General features: G+C 61.7%; 24 protein-coding genes. 3 read left to right on the forward strand and 21 right to left on the reverse strand.

Annotated features, from left to right (window positions below; genetic code table 11):
• Positions 1-56: 56 nt before the first annotated feature.
• The 4 genes from NCT04_RS10680 to NCT04_RS10695 all read right to left on the reverse strand — a co-directional run bounded on the left by NCT04_RS10680 (position 57) and on the right by NCT04_RS10695 (position 3,547).
• Positions 57-806, reverse strand: coding sequence for an electron transfer flavoprotein subunit beta/FixA family protein (locus tag NCT04_RS10680; protein ID WP_250465311.1), 750 nt, complete (start codon positions 804-806; stop codon positions 57-59).
• A 234-nt stretch (positions 807-1,040) separates the two neighbouring features.
• The gene (locus NCT04_RS10685) at positions 1,041-1,835 is read right to left on the reverse strand and encodes a MetQ/NlpA family ABC transporter substrate-binding protein (protein ID WP_250465312.1); all 795 of its coding nucleotides are present in this window, start codon (positions 1,833-1,835) and stop codon (positions 1,041-1,043) included.
• Positions 1,836-1,869: 34 nt separating this feature from the next.
• Positions 1,870-2,523: a methionine ABC transporter permease gene (locus tag NCT04_RS10690; RefSeq protein ID WP_244825900.1), complete on the reverse strand. Its 654-nt coding sequence runs from the start codon at positions 2,521-2,523 to the stop codon at positions 1,870-1,872.
• Complete coding sequence (locus NCT04_RS10695) at positions 2,513-3,547, reverse strand: methionine ABC transporter ATP-binding protein (RefSeq protein ID WP_250465313.1); 1,035 nt, start codon at positions 3,545-3,547, stop codon at positions 2,513-2,515. Before NCT04_RS10695 ends, NCT04_RS10690 begins: the two co-directional genes overlap by 11 nt.
• Positions 3,548-3,801: 254 nt before the next feature.
• Between NCT04_RS10695 and NCT04_RS10700 the strand changes: the two genes are divergently transcribed.
• Positions 3,802-4,680 (forward strand): alpha/beta hydrolase, encoded by an 879-nt coding sequence (locus NCT04_RS10700; protein WP_250465314.1) that lies wholly within the window; start codon positions 3,802-3,804, stop codon positions 4,678-4,680.
• 4 nt (positions 4,681-4,684) lie between these two features.
• Here the strand turns inward: NCT04_RS10700 and NCT04_RS10705 are convergent, their stop codons facing one another.
• On the reverse strand, positions 4,685-5,608 hold the full coding sequence (locus NCT04_RS10705; protein WP_250465315.1) for a histone deacetylase family protein: 924 nt from the start codon (positions 5,606-5,608) through the stop codon (positions 4,685-4,687).
• 307 nt (positions 5,609-5,915) lie between these two features.
• On the opposite strand from NCT04_RS10705, the gene mltB reads away from it, so the two are divergent.
• A complete protein-coding gene (gene mltB / locus NCT04_RS10710; protein ID WP_244825905.1) occupies positions 5,916-7,064 on the forward strand; it encodes a lytic murein transglycosylase B in 1,149 nt (382 codons plus the stop codon).
• Between the two features lie 67 nt (positions 7,065-7,131).
• On the opposite strand, the gene cysM is transcribed toward mltB, so the two are convergent.
• The 16 genes from cysM to gyrA all read right to left on the reverse strand — a co-directional run bounded on the left by cysM (position 7,132) and on the right by gyrA (position 25,239).
• Positions 7,132-8,034, reverse strand: coding sequence for a cysteine synthase CysM (gene cysM / locus NCT04_RS10715; RefSeq protein WP_250465316.1), 903 nt, complete (start codon positions 8,032-8,034; stop codon positions 7,132-7,134).
• 242 nt (positions 8,035-8,276) lie between these two features.
• The gene (locus tag NCT04_RS10720) at positions 8,277-8,630 is read right to left on the reverse strand and encodes a ComEA family DNA-binding protein (protein ID WP_250465317.1); all 354 of its coding nucleotides are present in this window, start codon (positions 8,628-8,630) and stop codon (positions 8,277-8,279) included.
• Positions 8,631-8,705: 75 nt separating this feature from the next.
• On the reverse strand, positions 8,706-9,698 hold the full coding sequence (gene rfaD / locus NCT04_RS10725; RefSeq protein WP_250465318.1) for an ADP-glyceromanno-heptose 6-epimerase: 993 nt from the start codon (positions 9,696-9,698) through the stop codon (positions 8,706-8,708).
• 28 nt (positions 9,699-9,726) lie between these two features.
• Positions 9,727-10,704 carry a D-glycero-beta-D-manno-heptose-7-phosphate kinase gene (gene rfaE1 / locus NCT04_RS10730; RefSeq protein ID WP_244825909.1) on the reverse strand — a complete coding sequence of 326 codons (978 nt, stop codon included), beginning with the start codon at positions 10,702-10,704 and terminating at the stop codon, positions 9,727-9,729.
• Positions 10,670-12,073, reverse strand: a complete 1,404-nt coding sequence (locus tag NCT04_RS10735; protein ID WP_250465319.1) for a UDP-glucose dehydrogenase family protein — start codon at positions 12,071-12,073, stop codon at positions 10,670-10,672. Before NCT04_RS10735 ends, rfaE1 begins: the two co-directional genes overlap by 35 nt.
• Before the next feature lie 69 nt (positions 12,074-12,142).
• A complete protein-coding gene (lapB, locus tag NCT04_RS10740; RefSeq protein WP_244825912.1) occupies positions 12,143-13,318 on the reverse strand; it encodes a lipopolysaccharide assembly protein LapB in 1,176 nt (391 codons plus the stop codon).
• A gap of 82 nt (positions 13,319-13,400) precedes the next feature.
• Positions 13,401-13,694, reverse strand: a complete 294-nt coding sequence (locus tag NCT04_RS10745; RefSeq protein WP_244825914.1) for a LapA family protein — start codon at positions 13,692-13,694, stop codon at positions 13,401-13,403.
• A gap of 358 nt (positions 13,695-14,052) precedes the next feature.
• Positions 14,053-14,382, reverse strand: coding sequence for an integration host factor subunit beta (locus NCT04_RS10750; RefSeq protein WP_244825916.1), 330 nt, complete (start codon positions 14,380-14,382; stop codon positions 14,053-14,055).
• A gap of 22 nt (positions 14,383-14,404) precedes the next feature.
• A complete protein-coding gene (gene rpsA, locus NCT04_RS10755) occupies positions 14,405-16,138 on the reverse strand; it encodes a 30S ribosomal protein S1 (protein WP_244825917.1) in 1,734 nt (577 codons plus the stop codon).
• 165 nt (positions 16,139-16,303) lie between these two features.
• Positions 16,304-16,984 (reverse strand): (d)CMP kinase, encoded by a 681-nt coding sequence (gene cmk / locus NCT04_RS10760; RefSeq protein WP_244825918.1) that lies wholly within the window; start codon positions 16,982-16,984, stop codon positions 16,304-16,306.
• A gap of 103 nt (positions 16,985-17,087) precedes the next feature.
• Complete coding sequence (gene aroA, locus NCT04_RS10765; RefSeq protein WP_250465320.1) at positions 17,088-18,392, reverse strand: 3-phosphoshikimate 1-carboxyvinyltransferase; 1,305 nt, start codon at positions 18,390-18,392, stop codon at positions 17,088-17,090.
• A gap of 9 nt (positions 18,393-18,401) precedes the next feature.
• Positions 18,402-19,328, reverse strand: a complete 927-nt coding sequence (locus NCT04_RS10770; RefSeq protein ID WP_250465321.1) for a prephenate dehydrogenase — start codon at positions 19,326-19,328, stop codon at positions 18,402-18,404.
• Positions 19,329-19,409: 81 nt separating this feature from the next.
• A complete protein-coding gene (gene pheA, locus NCT04_RS10775; protein ID WP_250465322.1) occupies positions 19,410-20,492 on the reverse strand; it encodes a prephenate dehydratase in 1,083 nt (360 codons plus the stop codon).
• Positions 20,493-20,532: 40 nt separating this feature from the next.
• Positions 20,533-21,615 carry a 3-phosphoserine/phosphohydroxythreonine transaminase gene (serC, locus tag NCT04_RS10780; protein WP_250465323.1) on the reverse strand — a complete coding sequence of 361 codons (1,083 nt, stop codon included), beginning with the start codon at positions 21,613-21,615 and terminating at the stop codon, positions 20,533-20,535.
• 175 nt (positions 21,616-21,790) lie between these two features.
• A complete protein-coding gene (locus NCT04_RS10785) occupies positions 21,791-22,405 on the reverse strand; it encodes a DUF2059 domain-containing protein (protein ID WP_244828095.1) in 615 nt (204 codons plus the stop codon).
• Between the two features lie 170 nt (positions 22,406-22,575).
• Positions 22,576-25,239, reverse strand: coding sequence for a DNA gyrase subunit A (gene gyrA, locus NCT04_RS10790; protein WP_244825926.1), 2,664 nt, complete (start codon positions 25,237-25,239; stop codon positions 22,576-22,578).
• A 684-nt stretch (positions 25,240-25,923) separates the two neighbouring features.
• Between gyrA and ompA the strand changes: the two genes are divergently transcribed.
• The gene (ompA, locus tag NCT04_RS10795) at positions 25,924-26,580 is read left to right on the forward strand and encodes an outer membrane protein OmpA (RefSeq protein WP_244825927.1); all 657 of its coding nucleotides are present in this window, start codon (positions 25,924-25,926) and stop codon (positions 26,578-26,580) included.
• Positions 26,581-26,818: the final 238 nt, after the last annotated feature.

Here is a 26,818-nt window from a genome sequence, read left to right on the forward strand (position 1 = left end):
CAACGTCGCGGCCTTGATGGACGCGTTGTCGTGTTCCGCAATTACCAGAATCGTCATCAGATCACCTTCGCTTCGTTCTGCAACTTCCCGACCAGCGTCTTGACATCGGGCACCACCACACCCGCCGAACGCTTGGGCGGCTCGACGACCTTCAGCGTCTTCAGTCGCGGCGCGACATCCACGCCGAGGTCGGCCGGCTTCACGACCGTCAGCGGCTTCTTCTTCGCCTTCATGATGTTGGGCAGCGTCACATAACGCGGCTCGTTCAAGCGCAGGTCGGTGGTGATGACAGCGGGCAGCGTCAACGACAGCGTTTCCGCGCCGCCGTCGACTTCGCGCGACACGGTGGCTTTGCCGTCGGCCACGACGACCTTCGATGCAAACGTCGCTTGCGGCAAGCCTGCCAGCGCGGCGAGCATCTGTCCGGTCTGGTTCGAGTCGTCGTCGATTGCTTGTTTGCCGAGGATGACGAGTTCGGGCTTTTCCTGATCGACCAATGCCTTGAGCAGTTTGGCGACGGCAAGCGGCTGCAACTCATCCGCGGACTCGACGAGAATGGCGCGATCCGCGCCGATTGCAAGCGCCGTGCGCAGCGTTTCCTGGCATTGCGTGACGCCGCACGACACGGCGATCACTTCGGTTGCCACGCCCGCTTCTTTCAGACGCACCGCCTCTTCCACGGCGATCTCGTCGAACGGGTTCATGGACATCTTCACGTTGGCGATATCGACACCCGTGTTGTCCGACTTCACCCGGACCTTCACGTTGTAGTCGACCACGCGCTTGACTGGCACCAGAATTTTCATCCACACGCTCCAAAAGGGTCTCTCCGCGCTGGCGGAGGAAGCTTGTTCTTCCGATTCCTTGCGGATTCGGCGATCGATTGAGTCAACCCAGCCTCACATTATACGAGCGCTGCGTGTGCGCTTCCCCCGCCGAAACGGGTGGGCGAGGCGACGCGCGATCGGCATACGCCGAATAATATCGAACGACCGTTCTATTCACTATCCCAAAAAACCCGCAGCCCGCTTTTCGCTGGGTTACCAAGCGGCAATCACCGCGCCCGAGTATTTGCCGGCGATGAACTGCTTCACTTCCGGCGAGTGATACGCGGCCACCAGCTTCGCAACCCAAGGCTTGTCCTTGTCCACCGCGCGAATGGCGATGATGTTGGCGTACGGACCATGCGGATCTTCGATCGCGATGGCATCCGCGTTCGGCTTGAGACCCGCTTCCATCGCGAAGTTCGTGTTGATCGCGGCGGCGTCCACGTCGGCGAGCGAGCGCGGAATCTGCGCGGCATCGAGTTCGACGATCTTCAGCTTCTTCGGATTTTCGACGATATCGATGGGCGTCGCCTTCAATCCGGCATCGGCGCGTAGCTTGAGTAAGCCTTGCTTTTGCAGCAGCAGCAATGCGCGGCCGCCGTTGGTAGGATCGTTCGGAACCGCAACGCGCGCGCCGTTCTGCAACTCGCCAAGCGACTTGATCTTCTTCGAGTAGATGCCCATGGGGAACGTCACCGTGTCGGCGACCTTGATGAGCTTGTAGCCGCGATCCTTCACCTGTGCATCGAGATACGGCAAGTGCTGATAGCTGTTCGCGTCGAGGTCGCCCGCGGACAATGCGGCGTTCGGCTGCACATAGTCCGAGAACTCGATGACCGTGATCTTCAGGCCGTTCTTCGCCGCGACCTGCTTCACGACATCCATGATCTGCGCGTGCGGCCCGCCCGTCACACCGACCTTGATCGCGTCTTCGGCATGCGCGACGCCGCTGACCAGCATGACCGCGGACAACGCGGCGGCGAACTTCAGAATGAATCGACGTTGCATGAACTGACCTTTCGTTATGAGGTTGATGCGAACTTCACTTGTGACTGAGACGGCGCACGAGCCAGTCGCCGAACGACTGAACGAGCTGCACGAACACGATGAGGATGATGACCACCGTGAGCATCACTTCGGGCAAGAAGCGCTGATAACCGTAGCGGATGCCGAGGTCGCCCAGCCCGCCGCCGCCGATTGCACCGGCCATCGCCGAATAACCGACAAGCGAAACGAACGTGATGGTCAGCCCCGCCACCACGCCCGGCAACGATTCCGGCAGCAGCACCTTGAAGACGATCTGTCGCGTGGTCGCGCCCATGGCCTGAGCGGCTTCGATGAGCCCGCGATCCACCTCGCGCAACGCGGTTTCGACGAGCCGCGCGATGAACGGCGCGGCCGCGATGGTCAGCGGCACGACAGCCGCCGCCGTACCGATGGACGAGCCCACGACGAGCCGCGTAAAGGGAATGACCGCGACGAGCAGAATGATGAACGGCGTCGAGCGCACGGCATTGACGATGCCGCCGAGCACGCGATTCACGGCGAGGTTGGGCAGCACGCCGTCGCGATCCGTCAGATACAGGAGCACGCCGAGCGGAAGCCCAAGCGCCGCGCCGATCAGCCCGGAGATGCCGACCATGATCAGCGTCTCCCAGAACGACTGCACGAACATGTCGAACATTTCACTCAACATGGGAAAGCTCCTCCACCACGACGCCTTGCGAGCGCAAATAAGTAATCGCCTCGGCGACCTTCACCGGCTGACCGCCCGCGAGCACCGCGAGCGAGCCGAACGCCTGGCCCTGAATCTCGTCGATCTGGCCATGCAGGATATTGAAGTCGAGCTCATAGCGGCGGATGGTCTCGGAGAGAATGGGCTGATCGACGCCCGAGCCCGTGAACGCGAGCCGCAGCAAATGGCCGCTGCCGGTCTTGAGACGCTCGGCCACGCGCACCTTGAGCGCGGGCGGCAACTCGTGCGCGATGACATCGCCGATCAGCGCGCGCGTGACTTCGTGATGCGGTTGCATGAAGACATCGACCACCTTGCCCTCTTCGACCACGCGCCCGGCATCGAGCACGGCGACGCGATCGCACACTTGCTTGATGACGTCCATCTGATGCGTGATGAGCACGATCGTGAGCCCGAGCTCGCGATTGATTTTGCGCAGCAGGTCGAGAATGGAACGCGTGGTTTCGGGATCGAGCGCGGAGGTGGCTTCATCGGAGAGCAGCACTTTTGGCTTGCTCGCAAGCGCGCGCGCGATGCCCACGCGCTGCTTCTGCCCGCCGCTGATTTGCGCGGGATATTTGTCCTTGTGCGTGGTGAGGCCGACGAGTTCGAGCAGCGGCAACACCACGGCCTCGATCTCCGCGCGCTTGTTGCCCGCGAGTTCGAGCGGCAGCGCCACGTTGTCGAACACCGTGCGCGACGACAGCAGGTTGAAATGCTGAAAGATCATGCCGATGTCACGGCGCGCGGCGCGCAAGTCGTGCTTGCCGAGCGTCATGAGATCGCGGCCATCGACCACGACGCTGCCTTCGCTCGGTCGCGTCAGCAGGTTGATGGTGCGCACCAGCGTGCTCTTACCGGCGCCGCTGCGCCCGATGATGCCGAACACTTCGCCGGCGGGAATCGTCAGATTGACGTTGTGTAGCGCTTCGACCCAGCCTCGTGGGCTCGCGAAACGCTGTGAGAGATTGCGGATTTCGATCATTCGACCAGGACGTGATTCATGCGTGGTCCGGAAAATACAAACGGCGGGAGGCTTTCGCGGACACTGTAGCGTCCGCGCAGCCAGCCGCCGCTCGTTCTAACTTCGTTGCTGTTCAGCCCTAACTTCGTTGCTGTTCAGCCGCAGGATTTTACCGGAGCATCAACATTCTGTTTAATAATGAATTTCGATGATTTAATTACTGAATCGAATTTGCTTGATGCCTGGCCGCAGCCGATCACTTCGAAGCTCACCGCATGCCAACCAACGTCTACTCCACCAGCACCGTCACCACACGCCAGGGCGTCGAACTCTTTCTGCACCGCTGGCAGCCGAAGCCTCCACTGGAGCCGACAGCGCGCATCGCGCTCGTGCATGGCCTTGCCGAACACGCCGGCCGCTACGACGCGCTGGCGCTAGTGCTCAACGCGGCGGGCATCGAACTGTTCGCAATCGATCTGCGGGGTCACGGCAAGTCGTCGGGCGAGCGTGCGTGGGTGCGCGTCTTCACCGACTATCTGCTCGATGCCGAAGTGCTTCTCGAAGCCTGCGCCACGACACCGCCCGCGGACACGCCGCTCTTTCTGATGGGCCACAGCATGGGCGGCGCGATTGCCGCGCTCCATGCCGCCGAACGCGGGAGCGAGAAGAAGTTGGCTGGATTGATTTTGTCGAGCCCGGCATTGCGCATTGGCAGCGGCACGCCGCGCTGGAAGACGACGCTCAACCGCATCGTCGGCACGCTGATGCCGCGCTGGCCCGCGTTCTCGATCGATCCCGCGCTGCTCTCGCGCGCGCCCGGCGTCGTCGAGGCGAACCGGCGCGATCCGCTCGTGCATCACGGTCCGGTTCCGGCTCGCACGGGCGCGCAGATTCTCGCGGCGATGGAGCGCATCGCGGCAAAGCGCGATCTCATCAAGTTGCCGCTTCTGGTGTTTCATGGCACGGCGGATGTCATCTGCGATCCGGCCGGCAGCCGTGAATTCGAAGCCAACGCGGGCTCGACCGACAGCACGCTCGAAATGGTCGACGGCAGCTATCACGAGACGCTCAACGACCTGGACCGCGATCGCGTGATTCGCGCGCTCATCGACTGGACGCTCGTGCGCGCCGACTATGCGCGCACGCATCCGTGACAGGCTAGATTTCGGCCAGCGCTCGCAGATGCGCGACGACGCTGCGCCCGAGCGCCGAGAGGTTGTAGCCGCCTTCGAGACAACTGACGATGCGCCCTTGTGCATGACGCTCGGCCACCGCGCGAATCTTTTCGGTGATCCACGCGTAATCGTCCTCGACGAGTCCCATGTTGCCGAGATCGTCTTCGCGGTGCGCATCGAAGCCCGCCGAGACGAACAGCATCTGCGGCTTGAATTCCTCGAGGCGCGGCAGCCACATCAGGTCGACCACTTCGCGTACTGCCATGCCCTTGGTGCGCGCGGGCAGCGGCACGTTGACCATGTTCGACGCGTGATTGTCCGCGCCCGTGAACGGATAGAACGGATGCTGGAAGAAGCTGCACATCATGACGCGCGAGTCGCCCGTGAACGCAGCTTCGGTGCCGTTGCCGTGATGCACGTCGAAATCGATCACGGCGACGCGCTGCAGACCGTGCACTTCGAGCGCGTGCCGCGCCGCGATGGCCACGTTATTGAAGAGACAAAAGCCCATCGCGCGCGCGGGCTCGGCATGATGACCCGGCGGACGCACGCTGCAAAACGCGTTTTCGTATCGGCCTTCGATGACGGCATCGGTCGCCGCGATCGCCGCGCCCGCCGCACGCAAGGCCGCGCGATACGACTGCGGACACATCGACGTATCCGGGTCGAGTTCGCTTCTGCCATGCTCGGGTGTGCGGCTCTTGATGTAATCGATATGCGACTGCGTGTGCACGCGCGCTAGGTCGGTTTCGCCGGCGAGCGGCGCTTCCTCGCGCTCGACGAGCATGTCGATGCGGCTTGCGATCAGTTGATCTTCAATCGCCTGCAAACGCGCCGGGCATTCGGGATGCCACTCGCCGTTGTCATGCTTGAGGCAGTCGGGGTGGGAGTAAAAGCCGGTGGCCATGATGTCTCGCAGTGCCGTCGGGGTCGGCTCTCGTCTCGTGTTTTTTCGTCATACGCGTATCCCGCACCGCGCATTTGACGTTAAGTTACCACACCGTTCGAAACGGCCGCCTTCTCGCTCTCCACGGCAGTCCGGGCTCCATGCGTCGGTTATACTGCCCCGAGCCGAAGGCAGCCTTGCATGCGTGCACGGCATGTCGCCGGCCGCTGCGTTCCGTTGAGAAACGTTGCGGATCGTTGCACCGTTCAGCAGGCGTCTGACCGTTCGAACATCCGGCTACGCCCCTTATCGCACAACCACGCAGACTATGACTTTTCAGTTCGCCCCGTTCGTCTCTCCTGTCTCGCTCAAGCGCGCCCTTCTCGCCTCGTTCGTTTGCGCGATCGCCACGTTTGGCGGCAACAGCGCGTGGGCGCAGTCGCAGCAACCGCAAACCGCAACGCCGCAAGGACAGGATTTCGAGGAAGAGATCGTTCCGCAGCGCTACGCGAATAACCCGAATGTCGATGCGTTCATCAACGACATGGTCGCGCGCTACGATTTCGACTCCGCCGCGCTGCACGACCTCTTCAATCACGTCAGTTATTCGGCGACGGCAGTCAAGCTAGTGCTGCCTTCGCCCACGCCGTCCGCCAAGAACTGGCGCGCGTATCAGGCGCGCTTCATCGAGCCGGTGCGCATCAACGCAGGCGTGAAATTCTGGCGCGCGAATCAGGCGACGCTGCAGCGCGCCTCCGAGCAGTTCGGAGTGCCGCCGGAAGTGATCGTCGGGATCATCGGCGTGGAGACGATCTACGGCAAATACATGGGCAACTTCCGCGCGCTCGACGCGCTGACCACGCTCACGTTCGACTACCCCAATGTGCCGAATCGCGTGGACCGTCAGGCGACCTTCCGCAAGAATCTCGAAGACCTGCTGGTCTGGACGCGCGACGCGCAAATCGACCCGACCACCGTGCTCGGCTCGTACACGGGCGCGATCGGCATTCCGCAGTTTCTGCCAAGCAGCATCGTGCAATACGCAGTGGATTACGACGGCAACAGCCGTATCGATCTGCGCACGAGTCCGGCGGATGCCATCGGCAGTGTCGCGAATTATCTGAAGCAGAACGGTTGGGAACCCGGGCGCCCGGTGGTGTGGAAAATCGCGGGCGATGTCGGCAGTCAGGGTATCGCGGAAGCGGCCGCGAACGGTCAGCCGGAGCCGCGCTGGTCGCTCGCGCAACTGACGAAAGCGGGCATGATAATCGACCAGCCGGGCCTTAATGTCGATGCCGAAGCCGGCACGCCGCTTACGGTCGTCGATTTGCCCACGCCGGGCCGCGCCACCGAATACACGCTCGGGCTCAGGAACTTCTATGCATTGACGCGCTATAACCGCAGCTTCTTTTATGCGCTCGCGGTGTATCAGCTTGGCGAGGCCGTGAAGGCGCGCATGGCAACAGGCGCGCAGTAAGGGCTTCTCTGGCACCAAGCAAAAACCCCGACGCGCCGGGGTTTTTTCATTGCGGCCGCGGAAGGACTCACGCGGGAAACACGCCTGTAGACAAATAGCGGTCGCCGCGATCGCACACCACGAACACGATGGTCGCGTTCTCGACCTGACGCGCCACGCGCAGCGCGACTTCGCACGCGCCGCCCGACGAAATGCCCGCGAAGATGCCTTCGACCGATGCCAGCCGGCGCGCCATCGCTTCCGACGCTGCCTGACTCACGTTCTCGACGCGATCCACGCGGCTACGATCGAAAATTTTCGGCAGATACGCTTCCGGCCATTTGCGGATGCCCGGAATGCGCGAGCCTTCCTCCGGCTGCGCTCCGACGATCTCGATCTGCTCGTTCTTCTCTTTCAGAAACTGCGACACGCCCATGATCGTGCCCGTGGTGCCCATCGACGAGACGAAGTGCGTGATGCGTCCTTCCGTCTGCTTCCACAGTTCCGGCCCGGTGGTTTCGTAGTGCGCGAGCGGATTGTCCGGATTGGCGAATTGATCGAGGATGATGCCGCGGCCATCGCGCTGCATCTGGTCGGCCAAATCGCGTGCGTATTCCATGCCGCCCGTGACCGGCGTGAGGATGATCTGCGCGCCATACGCGCCCATGCTCTGCCGGCGCTCGATGGACAAGTCCTCCGGCATGATCAGCACCATCTTGTAGCCGCGCACTGCCGCAGCCATGGCAAGCGCGATACCGGTGTTGCCGCTCGTCGATTCGATCAGCGTGTCGCCCGGCTTGATGCGGCCGCGTTCCTCAGCTTTCCTGATCATCGACAGTGCCGGACGGTCTTTCACCGATCCCGCCGGGTTATTGCCTTCCAGCTTGCCGAGAACGACGTTGTTGCGGCTGCGGATTTCATCGTCCACGACGCGGACGAGTTGCACGAGCGGCGTGTTGCCGATCGTGTCTTCGATAGTCATGTAAGCCATAAGCGGACCGGATTCATATCCCGCCGAAAAGGTCACACCGCGTGCGATCTTCGTGGGGATTTGGTATGGGAATCCGTCGATTGTAGCCCAGCGGTCCTTTCCATGTTCTTCACCCCTCTTGCACGGATGGAATGCCGGGCGCATCGGCGTTCATGCAAAAACCCCGCGACGAGACAGACCGCGGGGAGCCCAAACCATCCGAGGCTGAAGGAGCTTTTTTGATGCGAGGAAAGAGCCGCCGGCTATTTCTTGGCGACCACGGGCTTCGCCGCCGTCGATGCCGAGACCGGCGTCGCGTTCACGGAATTGGGCGCTGCCGCTTTCGGCGCCGCGCCAATGCTCAGTCCTTCGGCCTCCAGGCGCGATACGGTCTTGCCGCCCATGCCCTTCACGCGCGAGCCGAGATCGGACGCGTCCTTGAAGGGGCCGTGCGCCTGACGTTCATCGAGGATGGCTTTCGCCTTGGCCGGGCCGATGCCCTTGATGCCGCGCAGGGCGTCGGCGTTGGCGGTGTTGACATCGACCGCCGCGAGCGCGGAACCGATGGAAAAGGTGAGCGCGAGCGCGACGATCGTTGAGAATGCTTGCTTGAACATGACTGAGTCTCCAGAAGAACCGGCCGGCGAACAGTGCCGACCGCGAGACCCAGTGTAGAGAGACTTCGATTGCCTTTATAGCTGGCCGAATAGCCAACGCACGTAGCGATCGACACCCTCTTGCACCGTCAGAAACGGCGCGTCGTAACCGGCCGCGCGCAGATGCGACTGGTCCGCCTGCGTGAAGCATTGATACTTGCCGCGCAGCGCATCCGGGAACGGCACGTATTCGATCAAGCCGCGCTGCACGAGCTCCGCCAGCGAGAGCGCGGCCTCGCCATTCAGTGCGCGCAACGAGTTGACGACCGTCGAGGCGATGTCGTTGAACGGCTGCGCGCGGCCCGTGCCGAGATTGAAGATGCCCGACTTCTCCGGATGATCGAGAAAGTACAGATTCACCTTGACCACGTCTTCGACGGAGACGAAATCGCGCGTCTGCTCGCCTGCGGCATAACCGTTGTATTCGCCAAAGAGCTTGACCTTGCCTTCCGAGCGGAACTGATTGAAATTGTGGAACGCCACGGACGCCATGCGCCCCTTATGCGTTTCGCGCTGACCGTAGACATTGAAGTAGCGAAAGCCGACGATCTGGCTGCCCGCCTTCGGCAACACCTGACGCACGATCTGGTCAAACAGCAGCTTCGAATAACCGTAGACGTTGAGCGGCTTTTCGTATTCGCGCTCTTCGACGAAGCGGCTCGAACCGCCATACGTCGCAGCCGAGGACGCGTAGAGAAACTGCGCGCCCTGTGCGAGACAGATATCCATCACGTCGCGGCTGTAACGGAAGTTGTTCTCCATCATGTAGCGGCCGTCGGTTTCCATCGTGTCCGAACAGGCGCCTTCATGGAACACCGCGCGCACCTGACCGAAGTCGCCGCGCCTGAAGCGCTCGACGAATTCGGTCTTGTCGAGGTAATCGTCTATCTCGCAATCGACGAGATTCTTGAACTTGTCGGCACGCGTGAGGTTGTCCACCGCGATCACGCGATGCTCGCCGCGCTCGTTGAGCGCCTTGACGATATTGCTGCCGATGAAGCCAGCCGCTCCGGTAACGATGAAGGTCATGATGGAGTTGCCCGAGTTGCCCGAAGAGTCAGGCGAAGAGTTCGTTGTAATCGACGGTCGCGGTGCCGAGCTTGCCAACCACGATACCCGCCGCGCGGTTCGCATAAGCCACGGAATCGACGAGCGGCACACCCGCGCCGAGCATGGTCGCGACGGTCGCGATGACGGTGTCGCCCGCGCCCGAGACATCATACACTTCGCGTGCTTCGGCCGAAGTGTGCAGCACCTGGTTCTCGGTGAAGAGTGTCATGCCCTCTTCCGAACGCGTGAGCAAGAGCGCGCTCAGGTCGAGTTCCGCGCGCAGCTTGCTCACGCGCTCGTGCAAATCTTCTTCCGACTTCCACTGCCCGATCACCTCGCGCAACTCCGCGCGATTCGGCGTGATGAGTGTCGCGCCGCGATAGCGGTCCCAGTCGTCGCCTTTTGGGTCGACCAGAACCGGCTTGCCTGCTTGCCGCGCTTCGCTGATCATCTGCGTGACGTGCGTGAGCCCGCCCTTCGCATAGTCCGACATGAGGATGACGTCGTGCTGCGGCAGCAGTTCCGCGAAGCGCGCGAGGCACGCGGCCAGCACTTCGTGATTCGGCGTGTTTTCGAAATCGACACGCAGCAGTTGCTGCTGCCGCGACAGCACGCGCAGCTTGATGGTCGTCAGCAGTTCGGGATCGCGTTCGAGATGGCCCGCGACCCGGCTCTCGCCCAGCAATTCGACGATGCGCTCGCCCGGTTCGTCATGCCCGACCACACACAAGAGGCCAGCCTGCGCGCCGAGCGCCGCCGCATTGCGCGCGACGTTGGCTGCGCCGCCCAAGCGGTCTTCCTTGCGCTGCACGTGCACGACAGGCACGGGCGCTTCCGGCGAGATGCGATTCACGTCGCCGAACCAGTAGCGGTCGAGCATCACGTCGCCCACTACGAGCACGCGCGCCGCCGAAATGCGCGCGCGCGGCACCACCGGAATGTCGGCGGAATCAGCTGCGCTTGCCGTTACTGTCGAGAGCGACATGAGGACGTCCTATTGCGTAGTAATCGATGCCCATCTCGGACATCGCTTCCGGTTCATACAGATTGCGGCCGTCGAAGATCACCGGCATTTTCAACGCGCTCTTCAGATGCGCGAAGTCCGGGCTCTTGAACTCCTTCCATTCGGTCACGATGACGAGCGCATCCGCATCCGTCAGCGCTTCCTGCTGCGAGCGCACGAAGTGCAGACGCCTGATGTCGTCGGGCCGCTCGGCCAGATCGAGCGCGAGTACGCGTTCGGCTTCCTGCAATGCGACGGGATCGTAAGCGCGCACGGTCGCGCCGCGCGCGAGCAGCGCCTCGACGATGCGCCGGCTCGACGCCTCGCGCATGTCGTCGGTATTGGGCTTGAACGCGAGCCCCCACACGGCGAACGTGCGCCCGCGCAGATCCTCGCCCATGCGCCTGACGATCTTGTTGACGAGCACTTCCTTTTGCGCGTCGTTGACTTCCTCGACCGCTTCGAGAATGCGCAGCCGATGGCCGTTCTCACGCGCGGTCTGAACGAGCGCCTGCACATCCTTCGGGAAACACGAGCCGCCGTAGCCGCAGCCCGCATACAAAAAGTGATAGCCGATGCGCGGGTCCGAACCGATCCCGCGTCGCACCGCTTCGATATCCGCGCCGACCATGTCCGCGAGATTCGACAGGTCGTTCATGAAAGAGATGCGCGTGGCCAGCATGGCGTTGGCCGCGTACTTGGTGAACTCGGCGGAATGCACGTCCATGTAAAGCGTGCGCTCGTGATTTCGGTTGAACGGCGCGTAGAGCCGCTTCATCTTCTCGCGCGCGAGCTTGCCGTTCTCGTCGTCGTCGATACCGATCACGATGCGATCCGGCCGCATGAAGTCGTCCACGGCGGCGCCTTCCTTGAGGAACTCCGGATTCGACACGACCGAGAAGCCGTGTTCGTCCGAACCTTCCAGTCCGCGCGCCTTTAGTTCGGCTTCGACCACGTTGCTGACCTGCAGCGCCGTGCCGACTGGCACCGTGGATTTATCGACGATCACCTTGAAGCCGTTCGAATAGCGGCCGATATTGCGCGCCGCCGCGAGCACGTACTGCAAGTCGGCGGAACCATCCTCGTCGGGCGGCGTGCCGACCGCGATGAACTGAATCTCGCCATGCTCGACACTTGCCTGCACGTCGGTGGAAAACTGAATACGACCCGCCGCGCGCGTGCGCCGGAGCATTTCCTGCAAGCCCGGCTCGTGGATCGGCACGCCGCCGTTGTTGAGAATATCGATCTTGCGCGGATCGACATCCACGCAAAACACGTCATTGCCGATTTCGGCGAGACACGCGCCGGTAACCAGACCGACGTAACCCGTGCCGACGATGGTGATTTTCATACGCTTTTAACTGATTCCTGAAATGCCGGTGGCGGAGACGACGCCTCGCGCTCTCGAGCGCGTCCGCCCTCAGGCGGAACTGGTGATCGGCTCCACGCGGCGCGGCGCGTAGGTTTCCCAGCCGCTGCAGCCGGGGCATTGCCAATAAAATAGACGCGCGCGGAAGCCGCAGGTCTGACATGTGTAGCGCGGCAGATTCTTCGTGCGCTGTTTGACGAGCGTGCGCATGAGTTCGAGCTCGCCGCGGCGCGGCTCCTCGGCGGTCGCTTCCTGCGCTTCGAGCAGACGCGTCATGCCCGCGAGGTTCGGCGCGCTTTCCATTTGCTTCCTCGCAAGCGCGTGCGCCGCGTCGAGTCCGCGCAACTCCTGAACATGCTTGTACGCGACATCGAGCAAATCGTTCGATGGATAACGGCTCGCGTAATCGATCAACAAATCGACGCCCTCTTCCTTGCGGCCAAGCGTGCTGTACGCCTTCATCAGCTTTTCGGCGACGAGCGGCAGATACGCTTCGTTCTGCGCCTCCACGCGCTTCCAGCTTTCGATGGCCGTTTCGACATTGCCGGCGGCGGCTTCGACATCGCCCGAGAGAATGGTCGCGCGCACGTTATCCGGATTCGACGCCAGCGCGAGCTTCAACTCGTCGCGCGCGCCTTCCGGATTCTTGCGCTGCAAAGCCTCCTGCGCAAGCTCGCAATGGAAATGCGCGATCTCCATATGCAGCGACGGCGCGCCCATCTTTTCGATGCGCTCGGCGGTCGCGATCGACTTCGGCCAATCTTTTTCGATTTCGTAGATGGTCAGAAGCGCACGTTGCGCGCCGAGCGAGTATTCGCCGGCTTCGAGCGAGCGGAAAGTTTCCTCGGCGCGATCGAGCAGCCCAGCCTTCAGAAAGTCCTGACCGAGTTCATAGAGCGCGTGATCGCGCTCGGCCACGGGAAGATCGGCACGGCTCAAGAGGTTCTGATGCACGCGGATCGCGCGATCGGTTTCGCCGCGCCGCCGAAAAAGGTTGCCGAGCGCAAAGTGCAGTTCGATGGTTTCGGGATCGAGCTTGGCCACCTCGATGAACGCGTCGATCGCCTTGTCGTGTTGCTCGTTGAGCAGGAAATTCAGGCCGCGAAAATACGAGCGCGGCAGGTTCGCATTTTCGGATAGCAGCGTTTTCAGGTCATAGCGGGACGCCATCCAGCCGAGAGCGAAGGCAACGGGAATGACGAGCAGCCACCAGAAGTCTAGATCCATGCGCTTTTGTCGAAGAGTCGGTTAGGTGTCTGCTTTTTAACAACCCTCACGGCGCTCGCCGGGACAGTTGCGAATGATTTCTTTAGATGAGTGGCGGCATGGGCGGCTCTTCCTTCACCACCGGCGTCTCGCGTGCGACACGCAACTCGCGCTTGAGGCGCCCGTTTTCCATGCGCAAACGCAGCATCTTCGGCACAGCCGAAACCAGTCCCGCCAGCAAGCCCACGAGGAAGAATGCAAGGCCGATCAGGATCAACGGCGCTTGCCATTGAAATCCTCCGGGCGCGTTCAGCGTGACGGGGTCGCGATTCGCAAGCGCCAGCACGAGCAGAAGCACGAATACCAGGACACGGATCAGCCAGACGATGAATTTCATGTACGGTTTTCCAGGAGCGGTCGCGCGTGTCAGTGGTTGGCATGATGCCAAGCCCGCGCGGATGATAACCAGGTCAAAGTGACCGGTATTGTAATGGATGCCTTCGCGCGCCAGCACCTGCGGCGCGCCGACCCTCAATTGGAACGCATCGGGCGCGAAAGGGCTATCACCAATCGTTGAAATTGATCAGCAGGCGATGGTCGAGCAAATGCCGCACCCGTAACGTGCCGCTTTAAGGCCGCGCAAGTTCGGCCGGCAATAAAAAAAGCACCCCGCAGGGTGCTTTTCTGGTCGATTGCCTCGTGGCCGGACGCCGCGAACCTGAGATCAAGTTGATCACGGGGACGATGGGCGCCGATCAGAGATCGTCCGCATCGTCGTCATTCGACTCCTTCAGCGGCTCACCCGCACGACCATCCACGCGTTCACGCAACTCCTTGCCCGGCTTGAAGTGCGGCACGAATTTCTCCGGTACCAGCACTTTCTCACCCGACTTTGGATTGCGCCCGACGCGCGACGGACGGCGATTGAGCCCGAAGCTGCCGAAGCCGCGAATTTCGATACGATGACCGTTGGCCAAAGCCTCCGACATCGCATCGAGCATCGTCTTCACCGCGAAATCCGCATCCTTGAGGACAAGTTGCGGAAATCGCGACGCCAACTGGGCGACCAATTCCGATTTGGTCATACTGCAGCAGTACCGTTAAGGCTTAGCTGTTCTGGCCGTCAAGCTTGGCCTTGAGCAGCGCGCCGAGGTTGGTCGTGCCGGTGGCGGCGGCGTTCGAGTCCGAAGTCTGCAGACCACGAATGGCTTCCTGCTGTTCGGCCGAATCCTTCGCCTTGATCGACAGGTTGATGCCACGCGACTTGCGATCGATGTTGATGATCATCGCGTTGACCTTGTCGCCTTCCTTCAGCACGTTGCGAGCATCTTCCACGCGATCTTGCGCGATTTCCGAAGCACGCAGGTAACCTTCGACGTCCGCCGTCAGGGTGATAACCGCACCCTTCGCGTCCACCGACTTCACCGTACCGTCGACGATAGCGCCCTTGTCGTTGATCGCGACAAAGTTGTTGAACGGATCGCCTTCGAGCTGCTTGATGCCGAGCGAAATGCGTTCCTTGTCCACGTCGATGCCCAGAACCACGGCTTCGACTTCGTCGCCCTTCTTGTACTTGCGCACGGCTTCTTCGCCGGTTTCGCTCCACGACAAGTCGGAGAGGTGAACCAGGCCGTCGATGCCGCCCGGCAGACCGATGAACACGCCGAAGTCGGTGATCGACTTGATGGCGCCGCTGATCTTGTCGCCCTTCTTGAAGTTGCGGCTGAAGTCATCCCACGGATTCGGCTTGCATTGCTTCATGCCGAGCGAGATACGGCGGCGGTCTTCGTCGATTTCCAGAACCATGACTTCGACTTCGTCGCCCAGCTGCACGACCTTCGACGGTGCAACGTTCTTGTTCGTCCAGTCCATTTCCGACACGTGAACCAGGCCTTCGATGCCCGATTCCACTTCGACGAATGCGCCGTAGTCGGTGATGTTGGTGACCTTGCCGAACAGGCGCGTGCCCGACGGGTAACGGCGCGAGATGCCTTCCCACGGATCGTCGCCCAGTTGCTTGATGCCGAGCGAAACGCGGTTCTTCTCTTGGTCGAACTTGAGGATCTTGGCGGTGACTTCCTGGCCAACCGACAGAACTTCGCTCGGGTGACGCACACGACGCCATGCGATGTCGGTGATGTGCAGCAGGCCGTCGATACCGCCGAGGTCAACGAACGCGCCGTAGTCGGTGATGTTCTTGACCACGCCTTCCACGATCGCGCCTTCCTTCAGCGTTTCGAGCAGCTTTGCGCGCTCTTCGCCTTGCGTCGCTTCGATGACAGCGCGGCGCGACAGCACGACGTTGTTACGCTTGCGGTCGAGCTTGATGACGCGGAATTCGAGCGTCTTGCCTTCGTACGGCGTCGTGTCCTTGACCGGACGCGTGTCGACCAGCGAACCCGGCAGGAATGCGCGGATGCCGTTGACCATCACGGTCATGCCGCCCTTGACCTTGCCCGTGATTGTGCCGGTCACGAGTTCGTTGTTGTCGAGGGCCTTTTCCAGCGACAGCCACGAAGCCAGACGCTTCGCCTTGTCGCGCGACAGGATGGTGTCGCCATAGCCGTTTTCCAGCGCGTCGATTGCGACGGAAACGAAGTCGCCCGCCTGCACTTCAACCTCGCCCGCGTCGTTCAGGAATTCTTCGAGCGGAATGTAGGCTTCGGACTTGAGACCAGCGTTCACGACCACGAAGTTGTGGTCGACGCGCACGACTTCGGCGGAGATCACTTCGCCGGCGCGCATGTCCTGCTTGGTCAGCGACTCTTCGAACAGAGCCGCGAAAGATTCGGTATTCGGGGTAGAGGTTTGCAGGTCGGACATAAAAATCGATATTTGCACGGCTTTTGCGCGATGGCCTTTGAAGTTTCCGAAGAGCCGGAATACGGCCGGATAAGTGCGCGAGGCGATGCGGGGTTAAGGGGTTGAAACACGCTCCGCCACATGGAAGAGCACCTTGCGTCTACAGCTGACTACTGTTCTTCACAACTCGCTAAAAACGAACCGCTATACACGAACCGCGCTGTACCAACCGATGATTTGTTCCACCGTCTGATCGACCGACAAACCGGAGGTGTCCAGCGTCTTCGCGTCCGCCGCGGCTTTGAGCGGTGCGGTGGCCCGGTTGGAGTCCCGGGCGTCGCGCTCACGCAAATCTCGCAGCAAGTCATCCATATTAGCAGAAAAACCTTTTTGCATCAATTGCTTATGCCGGCGTGCCGCGCGTGCTTCGACGCTTGCGGTCAGAAACACTTTCAACGTGGCATCGGGAAAGATGACGGTGCCCATGTCGCGGCCATCGGCGACCAAGCCCGGACGCTTGCGGAACGCCCGCTGCCGCGCGACGAGCGCCTGCCGCACTTGCGGATGCACGGCGATCGCCGACGCGCGGTTGCCGACTTCCTCGGCGCGAATCTCGCTCGATACATCCACGCCGTCGAGCTGCGCGCAGCCCTCGCGGAAGGTGATGTGAAGCGCGCCGATGAGCTTTGCGAGCGCGGCTGCGTCGTCCGTGTCGATGTCGTAGCTCAGGCTTGCCAAGGCCGTTAGCCGATAAAGCGCGCCGCTGTCGAGCAGGTGGAAGCCGAGCGTGGCCGCGACGAGCGCCGCAACCGTGCCCTTGCCCGAAGCGGTCGGCCCGTCGATGGTGATTACTGGTGTGGGGTCGAATGGACGGGTCGGTTTCATTGCTCTCGGCCTTTCTGGCCCGTTATTACTGCTTTCGTTGAAGTCGAAATGGTCGCGTTTCATATTGCGGCGTTCGTTGGCGTTTGAGTCTTGGGCGTCTCTTTCAGGCGTGGGCGAGCGTCGCGAAGCGATCGAAATAATCGGGGAACGTCTTGTTCACGCACTTCGGATCGTTGATGCGCACCGGCACGCCGCTCAGACTCACGAGCGAAAAACACATGGCCATGCGGTGATCGTCGTAAGTATCGATCGCGGCGTTCGGCGTGAGTTCGGCGGGTGGCGTGACGACGAGATAATCCGCGCCCTCTTCCACCGTCGCGCCGACCTTGCGCAACTCGGTTGCCATCGCGGCGATGCGGTCCGTTTCCTTCACGCGCCAGCTAGCGATATTGCGCAGCGTGGTCGTGCCGTTGGCAAAGAGCGCGGCGACGGCAATGGTCATCGCCGCGTCGGGAATCAGGTTGAAGTCCATGTCGATGGGCGCGAGTTTGCCGTCGTCGGACTCGACGCCGCGCACTTCGATCCAGTCTTCGCCCATCATCACGTTCGCGCCCATGCGATCGAGCGCGTCGGCGAACCCGACATCGCCCTGGATGCTCGCCCGGCCCACGCCTTCCACGCGCACCGGACCGCCGCCGATCGCGCCCGCCGCCAGGAAATACGACGCGGACGATGCATCGCCTTCGACCATGATCGCGCCTGGCGACCGGTAGCCCGCGCCGGCCGGCACGGTAAAGCGCGCCCAGCCGTCGCGCTCGACCTGCACGCCGAAACGCTCCATCAGCCGGATGGTGATGTCGATGTACGGCTTCGAAATCAGCTCGCCTTCGACTTCGATGGTCACCGGCGCGTCACGCCCCTCGATCACCGGAAGGCTCATCAAAAGCGCGGTCAGAAACTGACTCGATACATCGCCGCGTACGCGGATGGGTTGGTCGATGGCGATTTTCGCCGCATGAATCTTGAGCGGCGGGAAGCCCTCGTTGAGCTCGTAGTCGATTTTCGCGCCGATCTGACGCAAGCCATCGACCAGATCGCCGATTGGCCGTTCGTGCATGCGCGGCACGCCATGCACGCGATATTCGCCGCCGTTGACCGCGAGCGCCGCCGTGAGCGGCCGCACCGCCGTGCCCGCGTTGCCGAGAAACAGCTCCGCCTTCTTCGACGGAAACGCGCCGCCCGTGCCGTTCACGATGACGCGTGCGCCGTCGTTTAGAAGCGTAACGCCGAGCGTTTGCAGCGCGGCGAGCATCACGCGTGTGTCGTCGGAATCGAGCAGATTCGTGATCTGCGTTTCGCCGCTCGCGAGCGCGGCGAGCAAAAGCACGCGGTTCGAGATGCTCTTCGAGCCGGGCAGCCGCACCGTGCCGGACGCGCGGGAGAAGGGTCCGAGATCGAGATGTTCCATGGTCTTTCCTTATTTCGCGGCGGGATCGCCGGACGTCTTGATGCTGCCGCGTTCCTGCCATTCTTTTCTGGCGACACGCGAACGCGCGAACGCCGCTTCGAGCGCCGCGCCGTCCGACGCATCGATGGCCGCGCGAAACCGTGCGAGCACGGCGGCGTAATCGTCGAGTTCGGCGAGCAGCGCGGCGCGATTCGCCACGCAGATGTCGCGCCACATTTCCGGACTCGATGCCGCGATGCGCGTGAAATCGCGAAATCCGCCCGCGGCGAAAGAGAACTTCAGCTCGGCGTCGGGCGCTTGCAAAATCTGCTCGACGAGCGCGAACGAGAGCACGTGCGGCAGATGGCTCACCGACGCGAACACGCGATCATGCTGCGTCTCGCTCATGCGATGCACCGCCGCGCCGGTCGCGCGCCACATCGCGGCGATGCGGTCGACATCGGCCGGCGCGTTTTCGGCGAGCGGACAAAGCACGACGTTGCGATCCACGTAAAGGTCGGGCAAGGCGGCATCGACGCCGCTCGATTCGCGCCCGGCGATCGGATGCCCGGGCACGAACTGCGCAAGCTTTACGCCGAGCGCCGCGCGCGCCGCCGCGACGACGTCGCTCTTGGTGCTGCCTGCGTCCGTGACGATGGTCCGCGCTTCGAGCAAGGGCGCGATGCGCGCGAGCAGCGGTTCGGTCTGCGCGACGGGCGCCGCGATCAAGACGAGATCCGCGCCGTGCAACGCGCGTGCGAGCGCCGCGTCGTCGTCGAGCGCGACGGCTTCGTCGATCACGCCGAGTTCGAGCGCGCGTTCGACCGAGCGCAGCGAGCGTCCGACGCCGACCACGCGGCCTTCGATTCCCGCGCGCTCGCGCAACGCGCGCGCAAGCGATCCGCCGATCAGGCCGACGCCGAAAATAACCAGTTTATTGAAAGAGAATGCGTCCACGGAACATCGATAAGTGCGCGCCGTTCGACGCTGGAAAAATCGGCCGCTGCCCAATCGAGCGGCGGCCGGCGAAAACTCGGGTCAACGCGCGCGCGGATAGGACCCGAGAATCTTCAGAAACGCGGCCTTGCGTCCGAGTTCATCGAGCGCGGCGGCGACGAACGCATCGTCGCGATGCCCTTCGATATCGATATAGAAGTAATACTCCCACGTGCCGGCGCGCGCGGGCCGCGATTCGAAGCGCGTCATGGAAACGCCGTGCTTTGCGAGCGGCTCCAGGAGCTTGAACATTGCGCCCGATTCATTGGTCACCGTCACGATGAGCGACGTTTGATCGTGACCGCTCGGCCCCGTCGGTTCGCGACCGATGATCACGAAGCGCGTGCGATTGTGCGGGTCGTCCTGAATCTGCGAATAAACGACGCCCAAGCCGTAATGCGTGGCCGCGCGGTCGCCAGCGATGGCCGCGACGGCCGGGTCGCCCACCGCGATACGCGCCGCTTCCGCGTTGCTCGAAACCGCCTGCCGTTCGAGCTGCGGCGCGTTCGCGGTCAGCCAGTGCTGGCACTGCGCGAGCGCTTGCGGATGCGCATAGACGCGCTTCACGCCTTCGAGCGTGCCGGACGCGGTCAAGAGATTGTGGTGAATCGGCAGCGCGAGTTCGCCGCCAATTAAGAGCGACGTTTCCAGCAGCAAGTCCAGCGTGCGCGACACCGCGCCTTCCGCCGAATTCTCGACCGGCACGACGCCATATTGCGCGGCGCCCGCTTCGACCGAGCGAAACACTTCGTCGATGGACGGACACGCGAGGCCCTCGATCGAATGACCGAAGTATTCGAACATCGCCTGTTCGCTATACGTGCCGACCGGGCCCAGGAACGCTGAACGGATAGTCTGTTCGAGCGCGCGGCTCGCGGCCATGATCTCGCGCCAGATCGCGGCGATGTGCGCGTCGGCGAGCGGGCCGTCGCTCATTTCCTGCAGACGCGCGATGACTTGCAGTTCGCGCTCCGGCCGAAACACGGGCGCGTTGAAATGCTTCTTCACTTCGCCGACTTCGAGCGCGACGGAAGCGCGCTGATTCAAAAGCGCGATGAGTTGCGCGTCGAGCGCGTCGATGCGTTCACGCAGCGGTTTGAGTCTTAAATTGAGATCGTCGTCCATGCGGTGCTTGGGGCAGATGCAGTTAAAGGAGCGATGAGGCTTACGCGCTGGTCCGCTCGAATTCCTTCATGTACTCGACGAGCGCTTTCACGCCCTCGACCGGCACCGCGTTGTAGATCGATGCCCGCATGCCGCCGACGGACTTGTGGCCCTTCAGTTGCAACAGACCGCGCGCCTTGGCGCCGGTCAGGAAATCGGTATTGCGCGATTCGTCGGCGAGGAAGAACGGCACGTTCATGCGCGAGCGCGCGTTCCGGTCGACCTTGTTGACGTAGAAATCGCTGGAATCGATGGTGTCGTAAAGCAACGTCGCCTTTTCGAGATTGCGCGCTTCCATGGCTTCCAGGCCGCCCTGTTTCTTCAGCCACTTGAAGACGAGGCCAGCGACGTAGATCGCGTAAGTGGGCGGCGTGTTGTACATCGAATTGTTCTCCGCGACGATCTTCCACTCGAACGCGGACGGGCAGATCGACAGCGCGCGGTCGAGCAGATCCTCGCGCACGATCACGACCGTCACGCCCGCCATGCCGATGTTCTTCTGCGCGCCGCCGAAGAGCACGCCGTACTTGGCGACGTCCATGGGACGCGAAAGAATGTGCGACGACGCGTCCGCCACGAGCGGAATGTCGCCGAGATCGGGAATTTCGAAGGCCTCGACGCCGTCGATGGTTTCGTTCGTGCACAGATGCACGTAGGCGGGATCGTCCGAAAGCTGCCACTCGCTCAACACAGGCACGCGCGTGAAGCCCTGCTCGGTCTTGCCAGTCGCCGCGAGATGCGGCGTGCAGTACTTCTGCGCTTCCTTGAGCGACTTGGTCGACCATGAACCGGTGACGACGAAATCGGCGGTCTTCTTCGTACCGAGCATGTTCATCGGCACGATGGCGTTTTCGCCAATGCCACCGCCCTGCAGAAACAATATGCGATGCGACGCCGGCACCTTGAGCAATTCCCGCAGATCGGTCAGCGCCGCTTCATGGATCGACGTGAACTCCGCGCCGCGGTGACTCATCTCCATCACGCTCATGCCGCTGCCTTGCCAATCGAGCATTTCATCGGCGGCTTGCTTCAACACTTCTTCTGGCAAGGCGGCCGGGCCGGCGGAGAAATTGAACACGCGCATCTGGAGATCCCGATTTGTCTCGTTCGACAGACGCGGAGCCTGAAACGATGAGCCGAAAAGCTCGTTGTCCGCGCCTAAAAAAGAAATGGCTGCTTGCGCTTGCGCGCAAACAGCCATTATCGCACTGTCCTGAAAACCCGCCAATGCGCGAGCCTTCCAGACTATGCCACCGTGCTTACTTGCCCGGCTTGACGCTTGCCACTTCCTGGTCGGCTTGCGTGCGCGTTGCCTTGATGGCTTGCGGCATGTACTTCTGCATCAAACCATTGACCACGTCGCGACCAACTTGGTCTTGAACCTGAATGAACTTGCGGCCCGTCGTGCTCTTGTAGAACGAGGTCAGGTCCTTGATTTCATCGGTCGTGTAGTACTTCGCGTATGCGTCGTACTGAGCTTTCATCGCGTCTTGACGGAAGCTGTCAGTTGCGAACACCTGCCCTGCCGAGTCAACCAGCTTCGGCACTGCGTTCTTTTGCAGCGTCGGAACGGCAGCTTGCTTCTGCTTGTCGTTCAGCGACTTGTTTTCCGACAGCGCGTCCGACAGGATTGCCGGGACGAGTTGCTTCGACTGCATTTGCGCGCTGTTGCCGATCGCGCCGACCAGCTTCTGCGCGTCGATCGCGTCGAGCAGGTCCTTGATCGCGGCTTGCTTGGCCGGATCAACCGGGGCTGCTGCGGCCGGTGCCGGAGCTGCCGCCTGGTTCGGCGCCTGGTTCTGAAGCGACTGAGCCATCGCGAAAGTCGGCACGAAAGCGGCCAGCAACATCCACTGCTTGAAACGTCCTTGCATCATTACTCCCTGTAAAAAATATCCAGTTCTGCACCGGCGACGAGCCTTCAGATTTTCGACGCTGGCTTCGCACATAACGAAGCACAGCGCCGACAACAGGCCCGAGTCGCGCAGCTTAACCAATTCAGGCTTTCAAAAGCGAATACGAGAAGCTTGCGTCACAAAAAATATCAGGCGTCTTCGCCGTTTTCATCATTTTCTGAGTCGCCCGGCGCGGCGGCGGAGCCGTTCGTGCCGGTGTCGCCTTCGTCGAGTGCTTCAGCTTCTGCTTCCACTTCGGCTTCCGCCTCCGCGATATGCTGCAGTCCCGACAACTTGGTGCCCTCGTCAAGGCTGATGAGTGTAACACCTTGAGTTGCACGCCCCATTTCGCGGATTTCGGACACGCGCGTGCGAATGAGCACGCCCGATGTCGTAATGAGCATGATCTCGCTTTCCGGCTCGACGAGCGTCGCGGCGACCACGCGGCCGTTGCGCTCGGAAGTCTGGATCGCGATCATGCCCTTCGTGCCGCGGCCATGGCGTGTGTATTCGTTGATCGGCGTGCGCTTGCCGTAGCCGTTTTCCGTCGCGGTGAGCACCGACTGGATTTCGTCGCCGGCCACGAGCATGGCGATGACCTGCTGACCGTCTTCCAGTTGCATGCCACGCACGCCGCGCGCTTCGCGGCCCATGGCGCGCACGTCGTTCTCGTCGAAACGTACCGCCTTGCCTGAATCGGAGAACAGCATGACGTCATGCGCGCCGTCGGTAATGGCCGCGCCGATGAGAAAGTCGCCGTCATCCAGACCGACCGCGATGATGCCCTTCTTGAGCGGACGGCTGAACGCTTCGAGCGGCGTCTTCTTGACGGTGCCGAGCGAAGTGGCCATGAAGACGAACTTGTCGGCCGAGAAGTCCTTGATAGGCAGCACGACGTTGATCTTCTCGCCTTCCTGCAGCGGGAACATGTTGACGATTGGCCGGCCGCGCGAATTGCGCGAGCCTTGCGGCACTTCGTAGACCTTGATCCAGTACACGCGACCGCGGTTCGAGAAGCACAGCATGTGATCGTGCGTGTTCGCGATGAAAAGCGTGTCGATCCAGTCGTCTTCCTTCATTTGCGTGGCCTGCTTGCCACGCCCGCCACGCTTTTGCGCGCGATACTCGGAAAGCGGCTGCGACTTCACGTAGCCGGTATGCGACATGGTCACGACCATTTCCTGCGGCGTGATCAGGTCTTCGGTGTTCAGCTCGGTTGCATTCAACTCGATACGCGAACGACGCTCGTCACCGAACTCGGCGCGTACCTGGCCCAGTTCTTCGACGATGATCTGACGGATACGCTCCGGCCGCGCGAGGATGTCGAGCAAGTCGGCGATCTGCGCCATCACGTCGCGATACTCGGCGACGATCTTGTCTTGTTCGAGACCCGTCAGGCGTTGCAGGCGCATCTGCAGAATTTCCTGCGCCTGAACGTCCGACAGCTTGTACAGCCCATCTTCCTGCAGCCCGTAGGCCGGATTCAGTCCTTCCGGACGATACGCAATACGCCCGCCCGTCGCCTCGGTCTCGGTGCGCGTGAGCATTTCGCGCACGAGCGAAGAATCCCACGGACGGTTCATCAACTCTTGCTTCGCCACAGGCGGAGTCGGCGCGGCCTTGATGATCGCGATGAATTCGTCGATATTCGCGAGCGCCACCGCGAGGCCTTCGAGCACGTGTCCGCGATCGCGCGCCTTGCGCAGTTCGTAGACCGTGCGCCGCGTGAGCACTTCCCGCCGATGCGACAGGAAGCATTCCAGCATTTCCTTCAGGTTCAGCAGCTTGGGCTGGCCGTCGACGAGCGCGACCAGATTCATGCCGAAAGTGTCCTGAAGCTGCGTCTGCTTATACAGATTATTCAGAATGACTTCCGGCACTTCTCCGCGCTTGAGTTCGATCACGACACGCATGCCGCTCTTGTCGGACTCGTCGCGAATGTCGGAGATGCCCTCGATCTTTTTCTCGTTGACGAGTTCGGCGATGCGCTCGAGCAGCGTGCGCTTGTTCACCTGATACGGAATCTCGTCGACGATGATGGCCATGCGCTGGCCGCGGTCGATCTCTTCGAAGTGCGTGGTCGCACGCATGACGACGCGACCGCGCCCCGTGCGATAACCGTCGCGCACGCCCGCGACGCCGTAGATGATGCCGGCCGTCGGGAAGTCCGGCGCCGGCACGATCTCGATGAGTTCGTCGACCGTCGCCTCAGGCGTGTTGAGCAGATGCAGACAGGCGTCGACGATTTCGCGCAAATTGTGCGGCGGAATGTTCGTTGCCATGCCGACCGCGATACCGGCTGAGCCGTTGATCAGCAGATTCGGGATGCGCGCCGGAAGTACGAGCGGTTCGCTTTCGCTGCCGTCGTAGTTCGGGCCGAAGTCGACGGTTTCCTTGTCGATGTCGGCCAGCAGTTCGTGACCGATCTTCGCCATGCGGATTTCGGTGTAACGCATGGCGGCGGCGTTGTCGCCGTCGACCGAACCGAAGTTGCCCTGGCCGTCCACCAGCATGTAGCGCAGCGAAAACGGCTGAGCCATGCGAACGATCGTCTCGTACACCGATGCGTCGCCGTGCGGATGGTACTTACCGATCACGTCGCCGACGATACGCGCCGACTTTTTATACGCGCGATTCCAGTCGTTGTTCAGCTCGTGCATGGAATAAAGCGCGCGACGGTGTACGGGCTTCAGTCCATCGCGGACATCGGGAAGCGCTCGCCCGACGATCACGCTCATCGCGTAATCGAGATATGAGCGGCGCATTTCCTCCTCTAGGGAGATTGGCAGAGTCTCTTTGGCGAATTGATCCATTATCCGTGTCTTGAACTGTGCAGCAGCGACACAGCAGCGCGATCCGACGATTCGAAAACATTACCTCGAGTTTCGCCCTCGCCCGCCGGCCGCGCGACCCGCGCCGGCCAGGCGCGTAAGCCATACGCTGCGGCGCTGCGAACGCAGCGCATCCAAAGATTCTAACATGCGCGACATCCGCGTCCGGAGGCTCGGCGTATACATAGTGTATGGGACGCTCAACCGCCGTTCCCGATCTTGAGGAATGAGGGATAGATGCACTTGTTCCAATTACTTACAAAAACCAGGGAACGTTTCACTGATTTCGTCACTTAGGCGGGCTATGATGCCGCCTCGTCGTTTTGCTAAAGCAGTACAAACCCGACGATAAAGATACGCAGATATTGGCTCGCGGGCACATAAAGTGCGCACGTTTCGCGCCTTCCGCGGCCAAGACCGGCTCCTGTCCCTTTCTTGTTGCGCATGCACCACATAAGGTTGCGGGCGCAGAGGGTGCGGGGATATTTTTATCGTTGCAAGGGAACGATATGGCAAAATGCCAACGCACAAAGTTAGACACTGCTCGAAGTCTACACAGCCGCGTTTTGTTCCGTAGGGAATGTTATACTCCGAGCAATGTATGACTTGTCTTTGTCTACAGGCTCGCAGTAAACCTGCGGTAATCTCAATTTCGAGAGGAGAAATATGAATAAACTTTCAAAGCTCGCGTTCATTGCAGCTACCGCAGTTATGGCTGCATCGGCCTCGGCGCAATCGGTGCCGGCCTCGCGACAAGCCGTGAACGACAACTGGGTGAACGGCACGGGCGAGTATGTGTGGATGAACGGCACGAACGAACTCTGCTGGCGCGACGCATTCTGGACCCCGGCCACGGCCAACGCAAAGTGCGATGGCGCTCTGGTCGCAGTCGCGCCGACGCCGCCCGCACCGGTCGCTCCGCCGCCCCCGGTTATCCAAAGCCAGAAGGTCACCTATCAAGCTGACGCTCTGTTCGACTTCGACAAGGCAGTTCTGAAGCCGGCTGGCAAGACCGCGCTTGACGATCTCGCATCGAAGATCGGCGCGCTGAACCTGGAAGTCGTGGTCGCTACCGGCTACACCGACCGCATTGGTTCGGACAAGTACAACGACCGTCTGTCGCTGCGCCGTGCGCAAGCTGTCAAGGCTTACCTGGTCAGCAAGGGCATCGAAGCCAACCGTATCTATACGGAAGGCAAGGGCAAGCGCAACCCGGTCACCACGGGCTGCAACCAGAAGAACCGCAAGCAACTCATCGCCTGCCTCGCACCGGATCGTCGCGTGGAAGTCGAAGTTGTCGGCACGACGCGTCAGCCGCAGTAATTGCGCTGATTGCCGCAGGATCGAACCCCCGCTTCGGCGGGGGTTTTTTTATGCCTGCGGCTTTCGTGAATCTCGGCGAGATGCGCGCATCGAATAAACGCAATAACCGTGGCCCCGGCGCAGGCGGCTTCGACGGCTATGGCACGGAACGAGCGAAGTTGTCGGCGACGCGTCACTTCAGCTTTTTGCCGCCCTTTTCCCGCGCCTATATACTCGATCCTTAACGATTCACGACTTA

It is taken from the genome of Caballeronia sp. GAFFF2 (genome assembly GCF_023631485.1).
Taxonomy (GTDB): Bacteria; Pseudomonadota; Gammaproteobacteria; order Burkholderiales; family Burkholderiaceae; genus Caballeronia.